The organism is Iodobacter sp. BJB302 (assembly GCF_002735645.1).
Taxonomy (GTDB): domain Bacteria; phylum Pseudomonadota; class Gammaproteobacteria; order Burkholderiales; family Chitinibacteraceae; genus Iodobacter.
Genome location: NZ_PDZG01000029.1, coordinates 41,418 through 54,392 on the forward strand (window position 1 = coordinate 41,418; position 12,975 = coordinate 54,392).

Consider the following 12,975-nt stretch of genomic DNA (forward strand, 5'->3'; position numbering starts at 1 on the left):
CAATTTGCTTTCGGTGTGAATCGCCAAGCCACAAAAGCCAACAAAATACAGCCGTCTTTGATTGCCTTAGCCTTTGGCTATGGAAAATACACACAGCAAAGACCCGCGTATTGAGGCGCGCCACCTGTATTGGGCAGGCTGGCGTATTTCAAGGATTGCGGAATCATTAGGCGAAAAACCCGCCACGGTGCACAGCTGGAAACGGCGTGATGAGTGGGACAAAAAGAAGCTGATTGAGCGCGTCGAAGAGTCGCTGGAATCGCGCTATATCCTGCTTTTGAATAAGGACAAAAAAGAAGGCATCGACTTTAAAGAAATTGATTTGCTGTCGCGGCAAATGGAACGAATCGCCCGGATTAATAAATACAGCGGTGGCGGTAATGAAGCCGACCTGAATCCGAACATCGCCAGCCGCAACAAGGCAGAGCGCAAGAATGCCACGAAGAACGATTTCAACGATGAGCACGTCGATTTAATCAAAGACGCCTTTATGGATTCCTTGTTTGCCTATCAGCACGGCTGGTTTGAGGCAGGCAAAAAACACAGCTTCCGCAATGTCTTAAAGTCCCGCCAGATTGGCGCAACCTGGTACTTCGCCCGGGAGGCTTTATTCGATGCAATGACCACGGGCCGCAATCAGATCTTTTTAAGTGCCAGCAAAGCGCAGGCGCATGTGTTCAAGCAATACATCATCGCCTTTGCCAAAGACGCCGCCGATTTAGAGTTAAAAGGCGATCCCATCGTCTTGCCCAATGGCGCAACGCTGCACTTCCTGGGCACCAACGCCCGCACCGCGCAGAGCTACACCGGCAATCTGTACGTCGATGAGTATTTCTGGATTCCGCGTTTTCAGGAACTTCAGAAGGTCGCCTCGGGTATGGCCCTGCATTCGCACTGGCGGCAAACCTATTTCTCGACCCCTTCCAGCCTGAACCATGACGCTTACCCGTTCTGGTCGGGTGAAGCCTTCAATAAAGGCCGTGCCAAAGCCGACCGCATCCTGCTCGATGTCAAACCGGCCAGCCTCGCCAAAGGCCGCCTCTGCGAGGACGATCAGTGGCGGCAAGTGGTGACCATCGAAAACGCAATCGAAGGCGGTTGCAATCTGTTTGATCTGGACAAGATCAAAAAACGATACAACCCAAACGATTATCAAAACTTGCTGATGTGTGAGTTTATCGATGATAGCGCCAGCATCTTTCCCTTATCTGAATTGCAAAAGTGCATGGTTGATAGCTGGGAGAAGTGGGAAGACTTCAAAGCCATCGCCCCGCGCCCCTTTGGCCACCGGCCTGTGTGGCTTGGCTACGACCCGGCTTTATCCGGGGACAGCGCGGGCCTGATCGTGCTGGCCCCGCCGCTGGTGCCGGATGGCAAGTTCCGCGTACTGGAAAAACGGCAGTGGAAAGGCATGGACTTTGCCGCGCAGGCCGAAGGCATTAAGCAGATCTGCAGCCAATACAACGTGGCCTATATCGGGATTGATACCACCGGCATTGGGCAGGGCGTTTATCAACTGGTTAAACAGTTTTACCCGGCGGCGAGAGCCATCAATTACAGCGTGGAGATGAAAGGGCGCTTAGTCATGAAGGCGCAGGACGTGATCCGCAAAGGGCGGCTGGAGTTTGACGCGGGCTGGACGGATCTTGCGGCCGCATTTATGGCGATTCAAAAAACCATGACCGCCAGCGGGCGGCAAGTCACTTACTCGGCCAGCCGTTCCGAAGAGCTTAGCCACGCCGATCTCGCATGGGCATGTATGCATGCCTTACTTAATGAGCCGCTGGAAGGCTCGACTTCCACTAATTCCAGCTTTATGGCGATCTACTAAATGAAAAAACAATCACGCTACCAAGCAAAAACAACTTTAAAACCAGAAGTAAAAGCACCTGATCACTCGGTGGCCTTCACCTTTGGCGAGCCTTCTGCCGTGCTCGACCGCCGCGAGCTGCTGGATTTCTTAGAGTGCGTCAACAATGGCAAATGGTACGAGCCGCCGCTATCGTTTGATGGCCTGGCTAAGACTTACCGCGCCACCGTTCACCATTCCAGCCCGCTGCAAGTAAAGCGCAATATCCTGCTCAAAACCTTTATTCCGCACCCGCTGTTCAGCCGGTCGGAGTTCTCCAAGTTTGCGCTGGATTACCTGATTTTTGGCAATGCCTACTTAGAAAAGATCACCAGCCGCACCGGCAAGGTGCTGGGCCTGAAACATGCGCTGGCTAAATATATGCGGGTGGGCGTAAAAGAAGAGCAATACTTTCAGATCCTTGATTACACCAAGGAGCACCAATTCCAGCAGGGGGCCATCTTCCACCTTTTAGAGCCCGATATTAACCAGGAGATTTACGGCCTGCCTGAATACCTGTCGGCGCTGAATTCAACCTGGCTGAATGAATCGGCCACGCTGTTTCGCCGCCGCTACTTTGCCAACGGCAGCCACGCCGGTTTTATCCTGTACATGACCGACGCTGCGCAAAACGAAAGCTATGTCGACGATTTGCGTGAAGCACTCAAGGGAAGTAAAGGCCCGGGCAATTTTAAAAATCTGATGGTGTACGCGCCAGGCGGCAAGAAAGACGGTATGCAGATCCTGCCTATCTCGGAAGTGGCAGCAAAGGACGACTTCTGGAACATCAAAAACGTAACCCGGGATGACCAGCTGAGCGCCCACCGTGTACCGGCACAACTGATGGGCATCATCCCCAACAACACCGGCGGCCTGGGCGATGTAGAAAAGGCGGCCACCGTGTTTGCCTATAACGAGATTGAACCCTTGCAGGAGCGGATGAAGGAATTAAATGATTGGCTGGGGGTGGAGGTGATCCGGTTCAAACCTTATGTGCTGTTGTAAACAAATCCAAGTAAACAGCAAGCCCGCAAGCGCGGGCTTTTTTACGCCTGCATTTTGAGAAGAATCTGCAGTCAGCCCCCAGCGCGCGCCCTCGTGACCCCGCCACGCCTGCCCACTTAACCCACTATTTTTTATGCACCTGCATGATAAAGGCTCAAGCCCCGCCAAATATGGCACTAACCGGTAAAAAGTGCCCCTATAAAAGCTTGCATAATTTGCATATTGCGTGCCTATTTTTGCAGAGTCCGCAATACCTACTATTAGAGACTATCAAGGGGGCGTGATTCTACTTTTACCTAGTATTATTTTGAGGGAGGATTACCGAACAAATGAGATTCTATTCGTATTTCTTTACTCACTGTTGTTGTCTCATCGTTGATTGCAATTCCTAAAGTATCCCCTGACGCAATGTTACATACAGACTCACCTTTATGGAATTTATTGGTACTCTCCAATACTACATAAAGATTTTGCCCCGTAAGCTTGGCTGCAGTCACTCGCATATGATGGCCAGGAAGCAGAAGGACTTCAGCCTGTTTAAGTTGTGCATAACCAGCAATGTTTTTACCTGTTGTAACATTATCAATGGAATAAATTACCGTACCTTTCCCGCCACGAAATGTCTTAGCAAAGGAAGGGCTTGAAGATGTAGATATGAAACCTTTATCTGTTACAAGTTGGCCTGGGGTGAGTTTTTCTGCTAGGGAAGAAAGATTATCTACCACTAGTGCTCGATAAACTGTACCAGTGAATGGGCTTAGCTTACTCAGACCACTAATGGTGTTTTCTCCATGGTCCTTAAGAAATGAAGTCAATTGTTCACCGTTTCTTAGGGCCGCATTAATATATTGAAAACCAACACTTGTATACCATTGAATGCTTTCTATTTCGTTTTTGTTCAGGTCAGCCTTGTCCTTTATTGCATCACCATCAACTTTCGCTTTGTCCAGCTCGTCGTTTATCTGTCCATGGATTATTGGTTTCTGCAGTTCATTCAACAATTCAGGTGCTCTTGGGCTATCAGCGAGCAGCTTAGAGCCATCAGACATTTGTTGAATGTTAAAATCTATTTTTTGCGTTGTAGCCACTCCTTCTCTGATCTTGCACAATTGCAGAGCAGCTTGCACTTCGTCATATTGATAAGCATCATTAGACGCTGGTTTGGATTCACTAATATGTTTAGAGCAGGAGTCTCGAAGATTCTTCATTGCACCATTACGGCTAGAATTCGGATGTTTATCTATATATTCCCCTGCTTCCTGATAAAGTTTCAATTCAGCCTCAAGTTTATTAGAGTCTGAAAGTCCTTTGATTGCTACGAGATGTGAAACTATATTTGTATAGCTGTTACCTTTTTTTTTACAAAAAGAAGATGCATCTTTAGTGAAATTTTCAATGGAATAATCTGATGTATTTTTAACATTTGCAAGGTTGGAGGAAAAACTATCATTATTGCGCGTTGCGCTATTAATTCTTGAAATAGTTGTCAGAATAAATCTGAGTGGGTTGATCTTATTTGGCACAGTAACCTCATATATTAATTAAGTATTTTGTCAAAAGGACTATTTATTGATCAGTGGTTGATAAATGTCACAATAACCAAATTAAAAATACATTTTAATTTAAATTAAATCGCATTTATCCGTCATGGCGCTATCAAAAAACGATTGTGCTAGTGTGGTTTTTTACATCATTGGTCCTCAAACCCTAGTGCCAACATGGTGCAGTGGTCACGTATTTTCATACACCACAAACGCAATTGGCATCACCCATTAACCCTCTCCGTTAATAGGGACGCAAAAATACCTGCGAGAAATAATGGGGTCAGGCCTTACATTTTGCGCAGGATAAAGTTTATATTAATTTTCAAAGCAGATTAAATAGATTGCTTTATGTCAAATGTAAGACCTCGTATCTTGACCAAGACGCTTCAGTCAGCTGTACTCATCACACTGAGCAGTCCGTGCAGGATGATGCTGTCAAGACTTTAGGCTAACCAAGCCTGTGGGTCAGATAAGTGCTCCTGCCCGTTTTTCGTTCACAAAGTCCGAACGGTAACTTAGGCCCTCGTCCAGTTTTATCGAGACAGTGAGCCTGCATACGAGGAAGGTCAAGAGCGATGAATGAAGCTGTCTGCTCCGTAGGTGTTGATGTTTCCAAGCGTAAGCTAGATCTCGCCTTATTGTTAAATAACAAACTCAAAACCAAAGTCGTTGAAAATAGCCAAAACGGTTACTCACAATTGCACCAATGGTTGTTAGATCGGGGTGCCGTAATGGAATCCACTCATATTTGCCTGGAAGCCACCGGGCCTTATTCCGAAAGTGTTGCTTTAGCTTTGGTTGAACTCGGCTGGACCGTCAGTGTGGTCAATCCAGCCCGGGTCAAAGGTTTTGCTCAAAGCGAACTCAGTCGCAACAAAACTGACACACTGGATGCAGCTTTACTGGCTCGCTTCTGCGCCGCTATGCACCCAGCGCCATGGACACCCCCGCCTGCCGAGTATCGAGAGTTGCGGGCCTGGGTGGATCGCTTGCAAGCCCTTAAAGGCATCCAACAACAAGAGACAAATCGCCAGGAAGCCTATGACGCCAGCGGCCAAAGCGCCTTGGTTGCTTCGGTTCAAGTCCATCTGGATTGGTTACAGCAACAAATCAGCCAGCTAGAACACGAGATTGATGATCACATCAATAGCCATCCTAGGCTAAAACACGATGCGACCTTGATGCTGAGCATTCCCGGCATTGGCGATACTACGGTCGCCAAAGTGCTGGCATATATTGGGGATGTTCGACGCTTTGATTCGGCCAAAGCCTTAGCTGCCTTTATTGGGGTGACTCCACGGCAAAAACAATCGGGGAGTTCCGTGCGCGGTAGAACGATGATCAGCAGAACAGGTCACTCGGCATTGCGCCATAATCCGACGTTAAAAGCCTTTGGGGAACGGTTAAAAAGCAACGGCATGGCCCCCAAAGCAGTCGTTGGGGCTGCCATGCGCAAACTAGTGCATTTGATTTATGGAATTGTGAAGTCTGGCGTACCGTTTGATGCCCATTTCGGGGCTAAAAACCTTGACTTGCAAGACGGTATCTGACCCCAATTTTTTTCTAGCTCATGAACAATATTCAACCACTTTTCAGAAAGGTACTTCATACTTTCCGCTGAGGTATTTAACCTCTTTTCATCTATGATAAATATTTCCTTTATGTGCTTTTCTGACTTTGCATATTTGCCAATATTTATTTGTTGATTATCCCAGCTCTCAATCCATCCATGAACACAGACATCCCGGATTTGACTTACATCAAGTGTTGCCTAGGCCAGTCCCAATTGACTGCTGGGTTGGGCATTTTCATGAGATACGTACCATCTCTGCAATACGCCAAACGATGAAAAAAATTGCACCAGCCACAAACAAGCGAAACTGCCAAATACCATAGAACTGAGCTTTTTTGCCGTTTTGTTTTAACGCACTTTTTACCCCTGGAATGGCTGCCGATTCGAGCTCCTGAGGTGATGGCTGCTCCGGATGAGAACCTTGGCGCAATTGAAGTAAGCTATAATTTGCCATTATTGACGTTTGCACCCAAGTTATATTTTTACAACCAAAGTGGAAGCTAATGCCCCAACAAACGGCCGCTAAAGCAACAGGTAGTAACCACCATGACAGAGGAAGTCCTTCGGTTTTTTGTACAGCAAAACCAATTGCAGTTCCCGCAGCAGCAAGTAAAAAATACGTGTATTTTTCTTGCCCAGTTTGATGAGCTTTGTGGAGATTAGTGATTGCATCGTCAAGTGACATAGGTATGTGTCCAACGTAAAGGTGAGGGGCGCGGAGCAAGTGGGGCGAAAATGGGCGAAGCCTGCCCCGCTTGCGGAGCGTCCCTCTCGACCGCTGGGTTGGGCAGCAAATGTTTATTTGAGCGTGCCATATGTAATGTTAGGCCTGAAATCTGCTCCGGTAGCTGTTGCCTCCAACGCGCCAACCTCGATTAGGGTGAAGCAGTTTCGTTTTTTGTTTAAGTAGAACGTCTCAGTGCTTCCTGTAAGGTGTGCAATGAAGATGAGAACAATAGTTTCATCGTCTTCGAAAACTTTGGTGGTTTCTTCACCGTTGCCGCTGGGAAAGGTAACGAATGGGCGTTGGGCTTGAAGATTTGCAAATGTAAATTGTTGGCCGGGCTTGCGCTTGTCGGCTTTTGATACGACACCAATATATCCGTCGTGCGGTGATGCCTGCGCGTACGCGACCCCTGGGCCAAAGCTGGCAAATAGAAAAAACAAAAATGGCATAACCAACTGGCGAATGTGCATTTTCAGACTCCTCTTTTTGCTGCCCAACAAGATATAGACACCCTAAAATGGCAGAAAAACCACGACCTTGGGTATATAAAAACGCTTCGCCCCTTTGGAATGCTTTACACGGCGCAGCCTGAAGTGTCTTATATCAGGATGCTACACCCGATAAGGCAGATATTTGCACCATGCAACTACAAAGCAAGTTTCGTGACAGGCTAAGCATAGTAAAAAATAAGGGCTTTGCTTGTTCATCTGTTATGAAGGCTATCTTTCAGCTATTTCGTTTGATTACTTCTTCTGCGGGATTTTTGCGGGGCAGGGTGATCATCTGTTGCGATTTGTGATGATGCCCTTCAATGTGACTTAACTCTAAGTATTTGATTGTATTGGCAGGATTTAAACCCCTCACGCATGGGGTGCAAGACTGGATATGTACACTGGTATTTCGTAGTTTCCTTGCTTACTTTGATGTTGGTAATCTTGTGAAGTGTTCACTTTCAGTTACCCACCCTGACCCAGACTCACAGTTTAACTTGGTGTACGCGTCTACTTTTCCGTAGGCTGTTTCCCCTGCTTCGCATTTTTCACCTTTTTTTATGGTAAATGCTGCTTTACCTTGTGCCGCGTTCACGTTTGCGTATGCAAAAACGTTCTTGTTTGCTTGCCATATTTCTTTAGGTGCTTTTTCACATCCAAATAGAACAAGGCATAAGCTAGTAAGTATTAAGTTTTTCATTTTTTAGGGTATGTTTCTTTTTTAGTTAATCTTTTAGAGTGGCTAAGACCTACCATTAAATCTACTGGCGAGACTATGGGTAGGCCATATCTAGGGTCATAGGCTGGAATTCCAGCAAACTCTAGTATTTCAGCAATATTAGATGAGCAGCTGTTGCTATCTAATTTATATGGCTTGTTTTCCGTAGCTCTTTTCTTTATCTCTTTTAGAATATTTTCTTTTTCAGTTTTCGATATTGCTAATGAGTACCCCCATGTGTCACGGTGCATTTTTACTTGCTGTCGGAATAAATAGTTTTCAAGTGTATCAATATCCCATCCATCATGTGCCCGACCGTATACCGTTCCATCTATTGCCATGGATGTATGCCCAAACTGTGATCCACTGGATATTAAACGTGAATCACTAATTAATATTTCTATACGTTCGCGCGATACAAATATTTTTTTAATTTCTTTGTTTTCTGTATCTGTAGTTGTTCTATTGGTGACAAGAAACATCTCTTTGCCTGATGGAGATTGTATGCTTTGATTTGGCATCTATTAACCCTCCAAATAAATTTTTATATTTTCAGCTTTAGTTATGGAATCAAGAAGATGTGTATTTCCTTCTTCGTCTGTTTCTCCATGCTCAATTTGACCACTCTCTCGTACAATTGCATAAAGGTGATTAGCAATTGGCTTTTTTGTTTCGCTATCTAATAATTGAAATTTATCATTAAATAGGCTGTCAATTATTTTAGATGTAGCCGCTAGAGCCGCTGCCGCTGCAATCGCTTTTCCTGCTTTGCTAGATGCTCCTGATGAGGCCGCACCGCTTCCTTCATACGAGCGCCCGATCTCTGGCATGGATGAGATTAAAACCGCTCCACATGAAGTTTTATGCCCTTCTAATGCAACGGATTTACCGCCAACACTCCACGAGGGGTCGCCTTCAATAATTGGGCAAACGCCGTGGCCCGGGATAGGGCAGCTAACTTTATCCCCAAGAAGAGCAACAGGCTTGCCAAACATATTGCTCGTTGATGCCGCACTTATTACAACTCCGCCGTGGCTGGTTTGGTCGCCTAAGCGTATTACTCTTTTCATGCCTGTTACCTATAAGAGACCAAGATTAGTACACTAATCTTAATCTTTGCTTACTATGGTCACAATAAGAGCTAGGGTGCATTGGCTAGGTAAGTTGATGTAATTAATGCACAGATGGCTTGCATTGCTTGTGCGAGGTTTTTCTATTGAACTGGATTTTTTGTAAGGAATGTTGCTATTAATGTTGCTATTGTTTGGCCTAAAAGGGCCTTTTTAGGCATAAAAAAAGCCACTTAGATTTCTCTAAGTGGCTGATTTCATTGCTTTATACTGGTGGAGCCGGCGGGAGTCGAACCCGCGTCCGGAAGCACTCTATAGTGAGTTCTACATACTTAGTCATGTCATTTGGTTTTAATTCCCGACCACGCCGACCGACAGGCTTGGAGAGAACGAGTTACCTTAGATTTAACCCCTGCCCAAGTAACCCGGACTGAAGCGATCCCATCTTAATGACTCTGCATATCGTTTTTAGGCGACCTACCCGATGGGCCCTGTAGTGCAGAGTCAAGCGCGATTAAGCTACTTGAAGGTATTGTTTGTCGTTTGCGACTATATCAATTCAGTGTTTTACGGGAATCTGAGACCCCGGTATGCCCTCATCCACTTCGCAACCCCCGTCGAAACCATGGCGGCCCCAATGAAGATCTCTGATTATACGCGTAAGCCAGCGCTTGCACAATGATAGCCCTTGGTTAGTGCTGGCTTCTGGAGAAGCTTTCTGGTGCTGATGGCTGGATTTATGAAGGATAACAATGGCTTATGCAGGGTTGATGGGGCGGCAGCGTTTGCGTTGCGTGGTCGAAGATTTGTATTGATGCTGTGTAAATCCCCCTCGGTCCCTCTTTTGCAAAGGGGGAGGCAAGGTCAAAATCATGCAGAAATTGACTTTGCCTTGCATATTGCTTGTTTTATGGCGAGCCGGGCCTGCTTGCCAGAGCAGGCTTTAGCCTGGCAGATGTTGCAGCAGGTCCAGCGGGTGAGCAATGCGGTGGTCTGCGCCCCATTCGTGTGGTTTGTCTTGGCCGCTGATATAGCCGTAGTCGGCCAGCACGGTGCGCATACCTACCTTGCGGCCCGCTTCAATATCCCGCTCGGCGTCTCCTACGTAGATGCAGTGGGCGGGGTCAACGCCAAGCCGGGCGGCGGCAAAGTACATCGGTTTGGCGTCTGGCTTGGCCACACCTACGGTATCCCCTGAAACCACTACGCCGGGGCGGCTTGGGAAGGGTAGTTGGGCGATCAGCGGGTCTGTATAGCGGGCAGGCTTATTGGTAACGATGCCCCATTGCAGGCCGCGGGCTGCAATTTTTTCGATCAGGGCATGAATGCCTTCAAACAGGGCTGTTTCTTCACAGAGGCTGGCTTCGTACAGCGCCAGAAAACGCTCACGCAGCGCAGCAAACTGCTCGTCTTGCGGGATAACACCAAAGCCCAGCTCGATCAGGCCGCGTGCGCCGTGGGATGCCAGCGGGCGGATGGCGGAGTAAGGCTGCGGCTTGCGGCCTTCTTCGGCAAGCAGGCGGTTGAGCGCTGCACCTAAATCAGGTGCGGTATCTGCCAGCGTGCCGTCAAAATCGAACAGGACTGCGGTAATCATGGTGTTTTCCTTGTGAGGTTAAATGGATGGTTTGTCTTGATTTAAGGGGCTTTCCTTGTGGCAATCAGGTAGTTCACGGCTGCATCGTCATCCAGCTTATAGATTTTGGTGAGCGGGTTATAGCTTAGGCCGCTGAGCGATACGGTTTCGATTTCTGCATTGCGGGTCATGCGGGCCAGCTCAGATGGCTTGATAAATTTGGCGTAGTCATGCGTGCCGCGTGGCAGCATGCCCAGCACGTATTCAGCGCCCACCACGGCCAGCAGATAGCTTTTGGCATTGCGGTTGAGGGTAGAAAAGAACACCCAGCCACCCGGTTTTACGAGGCGTGCGCAGGCGGCGACCACGCTGGCCGGGCTTGGTACGTGTTCCAGCATTTCCATGCAGGTAACGATGTCATAGCTTTCAGGCTCATCGGTGGCCAGCTGCTCCACCGGCACACAGCGGTAATCGATTTCAAGCTTGGATTCAAATAAATGCAGTTTGGCAACTTTTAGCGATTTTTCTGCCAGATCAATACCGGTAACCTGTGCGCCTTGGCGTGCCAAGCCTTCGGCCAGAATGCCGCCGCCGCAGCCTACATCGAGGATTTTTTTGCCAGCCAGCTCAACGTGCTTTTGCATAAAATCGATGCGCAGCGGGTTGATCTCGTGCAGGGGTTTGAATTCGCTTTCGGTATCCCACCATTTATGGGCAAGGGCAGAGAATTTGGCGATCTCGGAAGGGTCGACATTAATAGGTGCTTCAGTCATTCGGTTTCCTTAGTCTTAGAGCTAATGCGTTGTTGCCAGCGGCGGGCGCGGTTAAGCGTTTCGCGGGCATGAAGGCTGAAATGCTGCCCTTCCTGATAAACACAGCGGCCAGCAATCCATACATGGCTGACTTGTGAGCGATCAGCGGCATATACAATTTGTGACAGCGGATCGTATAAGGGCTGAGTGTGGGCGGCAGATAAATCAATGGCTATCAGATCCGCCTGTTTTCCTGCTTTAATACTGCCTATTTTATCATCGAGGCGCATGGCTTTGGCACCGTTTATGGTAGCCATTTCTAAGGCTTGCCACGCAGGGATGGCATGTGCATCGTTTGCTTCGGCTTTTGCAAGCAGGGCTGCAAGGCGCATTTCGGCAAACAGATCGATCTTATTATTGCTGGCCGCGCCATCTGTGCCAATGCCGACATTGATGCCTGCCTGCTGCATGGCATGTACACGGGCAATGCCAGAGGCCAGCTTTAAATTGCTTGCCGGATTATGAGCAATACTGACGCTATATTTGGCCAGCAGGGCGATTTCCGGATCGCTGGTATGCACCATATGTGCTGCCACTAAGTTTGATCCTAAAAAGCCCAGCGCGGCGAGCCGCTCCAGCGGGCGAACACCGTATTGTTTCAGGCTGTTTTTGATTTCATCCTGCGTTTCATGGATATGGCAGTGCAAGCCCAGATCAAATTCATCGGCAAGGGTAATTACTTTACTGAAGGTTTGGTCACTTACCGTATAGGGGGCGTGCGGAGCAAGGGTAAAGTGGACTAAAGGCTCGCCGCTGAATTCAGAGCGCGAGTTAAGCGCTTTTTTAATATACCCATCCGCATCAGAGGCGTAGGGCGTGGGGAATTCTAAAATAGAGCAGCCTATGCCCATTCGGAATCCGCTGGAAACCGCCGCCCGTGCCACGGCACTGTGCTCAAAGTACATATCATTGCTGCACGTTGTGCCGCCGGCAATCATTTCCATAATGGCGAGCGTTGTGCCATCACAAACAAAATCATCGCTGACATGTGCTGTTTCTGCTGGCCAGATATGCTCATTCAGCCAGGTCATCAGGGCTAAATCGTCGGCATAGCCGCGTAATAAGCTCATGGCAGAATGGCTGTGCGTATTAATAAAGCCGGGGAGGAGGGCGTGTTCAGGCAGCTGGATTTCCTGGGCTGCCGGGTAGTGGCTGCGCGCTGCAGTGAGCGGCATGATACGAATAATTGTGTCACGATCAACGATGACGGCATGATTCATTAATACCTGAGCCCGGGGCTCAATTGGAATCAGCCAGCGGGGTGCAATAATCTGCATGGAATCGTCCCGAATTAAGCGATAAAAATAGCAGGGTCTGTTTTTATTTAATGGGCATAAATGGAAAGATTAAAATTGTTTTGTGCTTTGATTGTAAAGGCAGAATTGATCTGATTATGATTTTTTAATGCCAGAGGAATGATTTGATTCTGGTCTTGATTTTAAGCAGTATTGAATGCAGGAATAGAAAAACAAAAAGCCGGCCTTGTGAACTGCACCCCAAAAGTTGGACACCCGTCCATATTTTTGGGGTGTTTTTATGTCCAAGTACTCAACGCAATTCAAGCTCTCTGTCGTTCAGCAATATTTAACTGGCGAAGCAGGTATCAAAAC

Annotated in this window: 11 protein-coding genes and 1 other RNA gene; 3 read left to right on the top strand and 9 right to left on the bottom strand. The window is 47.7% G+C overall.

Annotated features, from left to right (window positions below; all coding sequences use genetic code 11):
- Positions 1 to 79: 79 nt before the first annotated feature.
- Together CSQ88_RS11065 and CSQ88_RS11070 are read left to right on the top strand one after the other, a co-directional pair.
- A complete protein-coding gene (locus tag CSQ88_RS11065) occupies positions 80 to 1,831 on the top strand; it encodes a terminase ATPase subunit family protein (protein ID WP_099398163.1) in 1,752 nt (583 codons plus the stop codon).
- Positions 1,832 to 2,854 carry a phage portal protein gene (locus CSQ88_RS11070; protein WP_099398164.1) on the top strand — a complete coding sequence of 341 codons (1,023 nt, stop codon included), beginning with the start codon at positions 1,832 to 1,834 and terminating at the stop codon, positions 2,852 to 2,854.
- 302 nt (positions 2,855 to 3,156) lie between these two features.
- On the opposite strand, the gene CSQ88_RS11075 is transcribed toward CSQ88_RS11070, so the two are convergent.
- Entirely contained in the window at positions 3,157 to 4,377 is a 1,221-nt protein-coding gene (locus tag CSQ88_RS11075; protein ID WP_099398165.1) for a membrane-targeted effector domain-containing toxin, read from the bottom strand.
- 596 nt (positions 4,378 to 4,973) lie between these two features.
- Between CSQ88_RS11075 and CSQ88_RS11080 the strand changes: the two genes are divergently transcribed.
- Entirely contained in the window at positions 4,974 to 5,948 is a 975-nt protein-coding gene (locus CSQ88_RS11080; protein ID WP_099398166.1) for an IS110 family transposase, read from the top strand.
- Between the two features lie 258 nt (positions 5,949 to 6,206).
- On the opposite strand, the gene CSQ88_RS11085 is transcribed toward CSQ88_RS11080, so the two are convergent.
- From CSQ88_RS11085 to CSQ88_RS11125, 8 genes are all read right to left on the bottom strand, one after another.
- Positions 6,207 to 6,656, bottom strand: a complete 450-nt coding sequence (locus CSQ88_RS11085) for a hypothetical protein (RefSeq protein ID WP_099398167.1) — start codon at positions 6,654 to 6,656, stop codon at positions 6,207 to 6,209.
- 113 nt (positions 6,657 to 6,769) lie between these two features.
- On the bottom strand, positions 6,770 to 7,168 hold the full coding sequence (locus CSQ88_RS11090) for a hypothetical protein (protein ID WP_099398168.1): 399 nt from the start codon (positions 7,166 to 7,168) through the stop codon (positions 6,770 to 6,772).
- A gap of 717 nt (positions 7,169 to 7,885) precedes the next feature.
- Positions 7,886 to 8,428 carry a DUF4105 domain-containing protein gene (locus tag CSQ88_RS11100; RefSeq protein WP_143449466.1) on the bottom strand — a complete coding sequence of 181 codons (543 nt, stop codon included), beginning with the start codon at positions 8,426 to 8,428 and terminating at the stop codon, positions 7,886 to 7,888.
- A gap of 3 nt (positions 8,429 to 8,431) precedes the next feature.
- Positions 8,432 to 8,977, bottom strand: coding sequence for a PAAR domain-containing protein (locus tag CSQ88_RS11105; RefSeq protein WP_099398171.1), 546 nt, complete (start codon positions 8,975 to 8,977; stop codon positions 8,432 to 8,434).
- 271 nt (positions 8,978 to 9,248) lie between these two features.
- Positions 9,249 to 9,613, bottom strand: a transfer-messenger RNA (tmRNA) gene (ssrA, locus tag CSQ88_RS11110).
- A gap of 307 nt (positions 9,614 to 9,920) precedes the next feature.
- The gene (locus CSQ88_RS11115; RefSeq protein WP_099398172.1) at positions 9,921 to 10,574 is read right to left on the bottom strand and encodes an HAD family hydrolase; all 654 of its coding nucleotides are present in this window, start codon (positions 10,572 to 10,574) and stop codon (positions 9,921 to 9,923) included.
- 41 nt (positions 10,575 to 10,615) lie between these two features.
- Positions 10,616 to 11,326, bottom strand: coding sequence for a bifunctional 2-polyprenyl-6-hydroxyphenol methylase/3-demethylubiquinol 3-O-methyltransferase UbiG (gene ubiG / locus CSQ88_RS11120; protein WP_099398173.1), 711 nt, complete (start codon positions 11,324 to 11,326; stop codon positions 10,616 to 10,618).
- Complete coding sequence (locus CSQ88_RS11125; RefSeq protein ID WP_099398174.1) at positions 11,323 to 12,642, bottom strand: TRZ/ATZ family hydrolase; 1,320 nt, start codon at positions 12,640 to 12,642, stop codon at positions 11,323 to 11,325. Before CSQ88_RS11125 ends, ubiG begins: the two co-directional genes overlap by 4 nt.
- Positions 12,643 to 12,975: the final 333 nt, after the last annotated feature.

Bases quoted from the DNA above. Each gene is read 5' to 3' on its own strand.
- CSQ88_RS11080 (WP_099398166.1), top strand. From the start codon at position 4,974: ATGAATGAAGCTGTCTGCTCCGTAGGTGTTGATGTTTCCAAGCGTAAG.
- CSQ88_RS11090 (WP_099398168.1), bottom strand. From the start codon at position 7,168: ATGCACATTCGCCAGTTGGTTATGCCATTTTTGTTTTTTCTATTTGCC.
- ubiG (WP_099398173.1), bottom strand. From the start codon at position 11,326: ATGACTGAAGCACCTATTAATGTCGACCCTTCCGAGATCGCCAAATTC.
- CSQ88_RS11065 (WP_099398163.1), top strand. From the start codon at position 80: ATGGAAAATACACACAGCAAAGACCCGCGTATTGAGGCGCGCCACCTG.
- CSQ88_RS11100 (WP_143449466.1), bottom strand. From the start codon at position 8,428: ATGCCAAATCAAAGCATACAATCTCCATCAGGCAAAGAGATGTTTCTT.
- CSQ88_RS11085 (WP_099398167.1), bottom strand. From the start codon at position 6,656: ATGTCACTTGACGATGCAATCACTAATCTCCACAAAGCTCATCAAACT.
- CSQ88_RS11115 (WP_099398172.1), bottom strand. From the start codon at position 10,574: ATGATTACCGCAGTCCTGTTCGATTTTGACGGCACGCTGGCAGATACC.
- CSQ88_RS11105 (WP_099398171.1), bottom strand. From the start codon at position 8,977: ATGAAAAGAGTAATACGCTTAGGCGACCAAACCAGCCACGGCGGAGTT.
- CSQ88_RS11125 (WP_099398174.1), bottom strand. From the start codon at position 12,642: ATGCAGATTATTGCACCCCGCTGGCTGATTCCAATTGAGCCCCGGGCT.
- CSQ88_RS11070 (WP_099398164.1), top strand. From the start codon at position 1,832: ATGAAAAAACAATCACGCTACCAAGCAAAAACAACTTTAAAACCAGAA.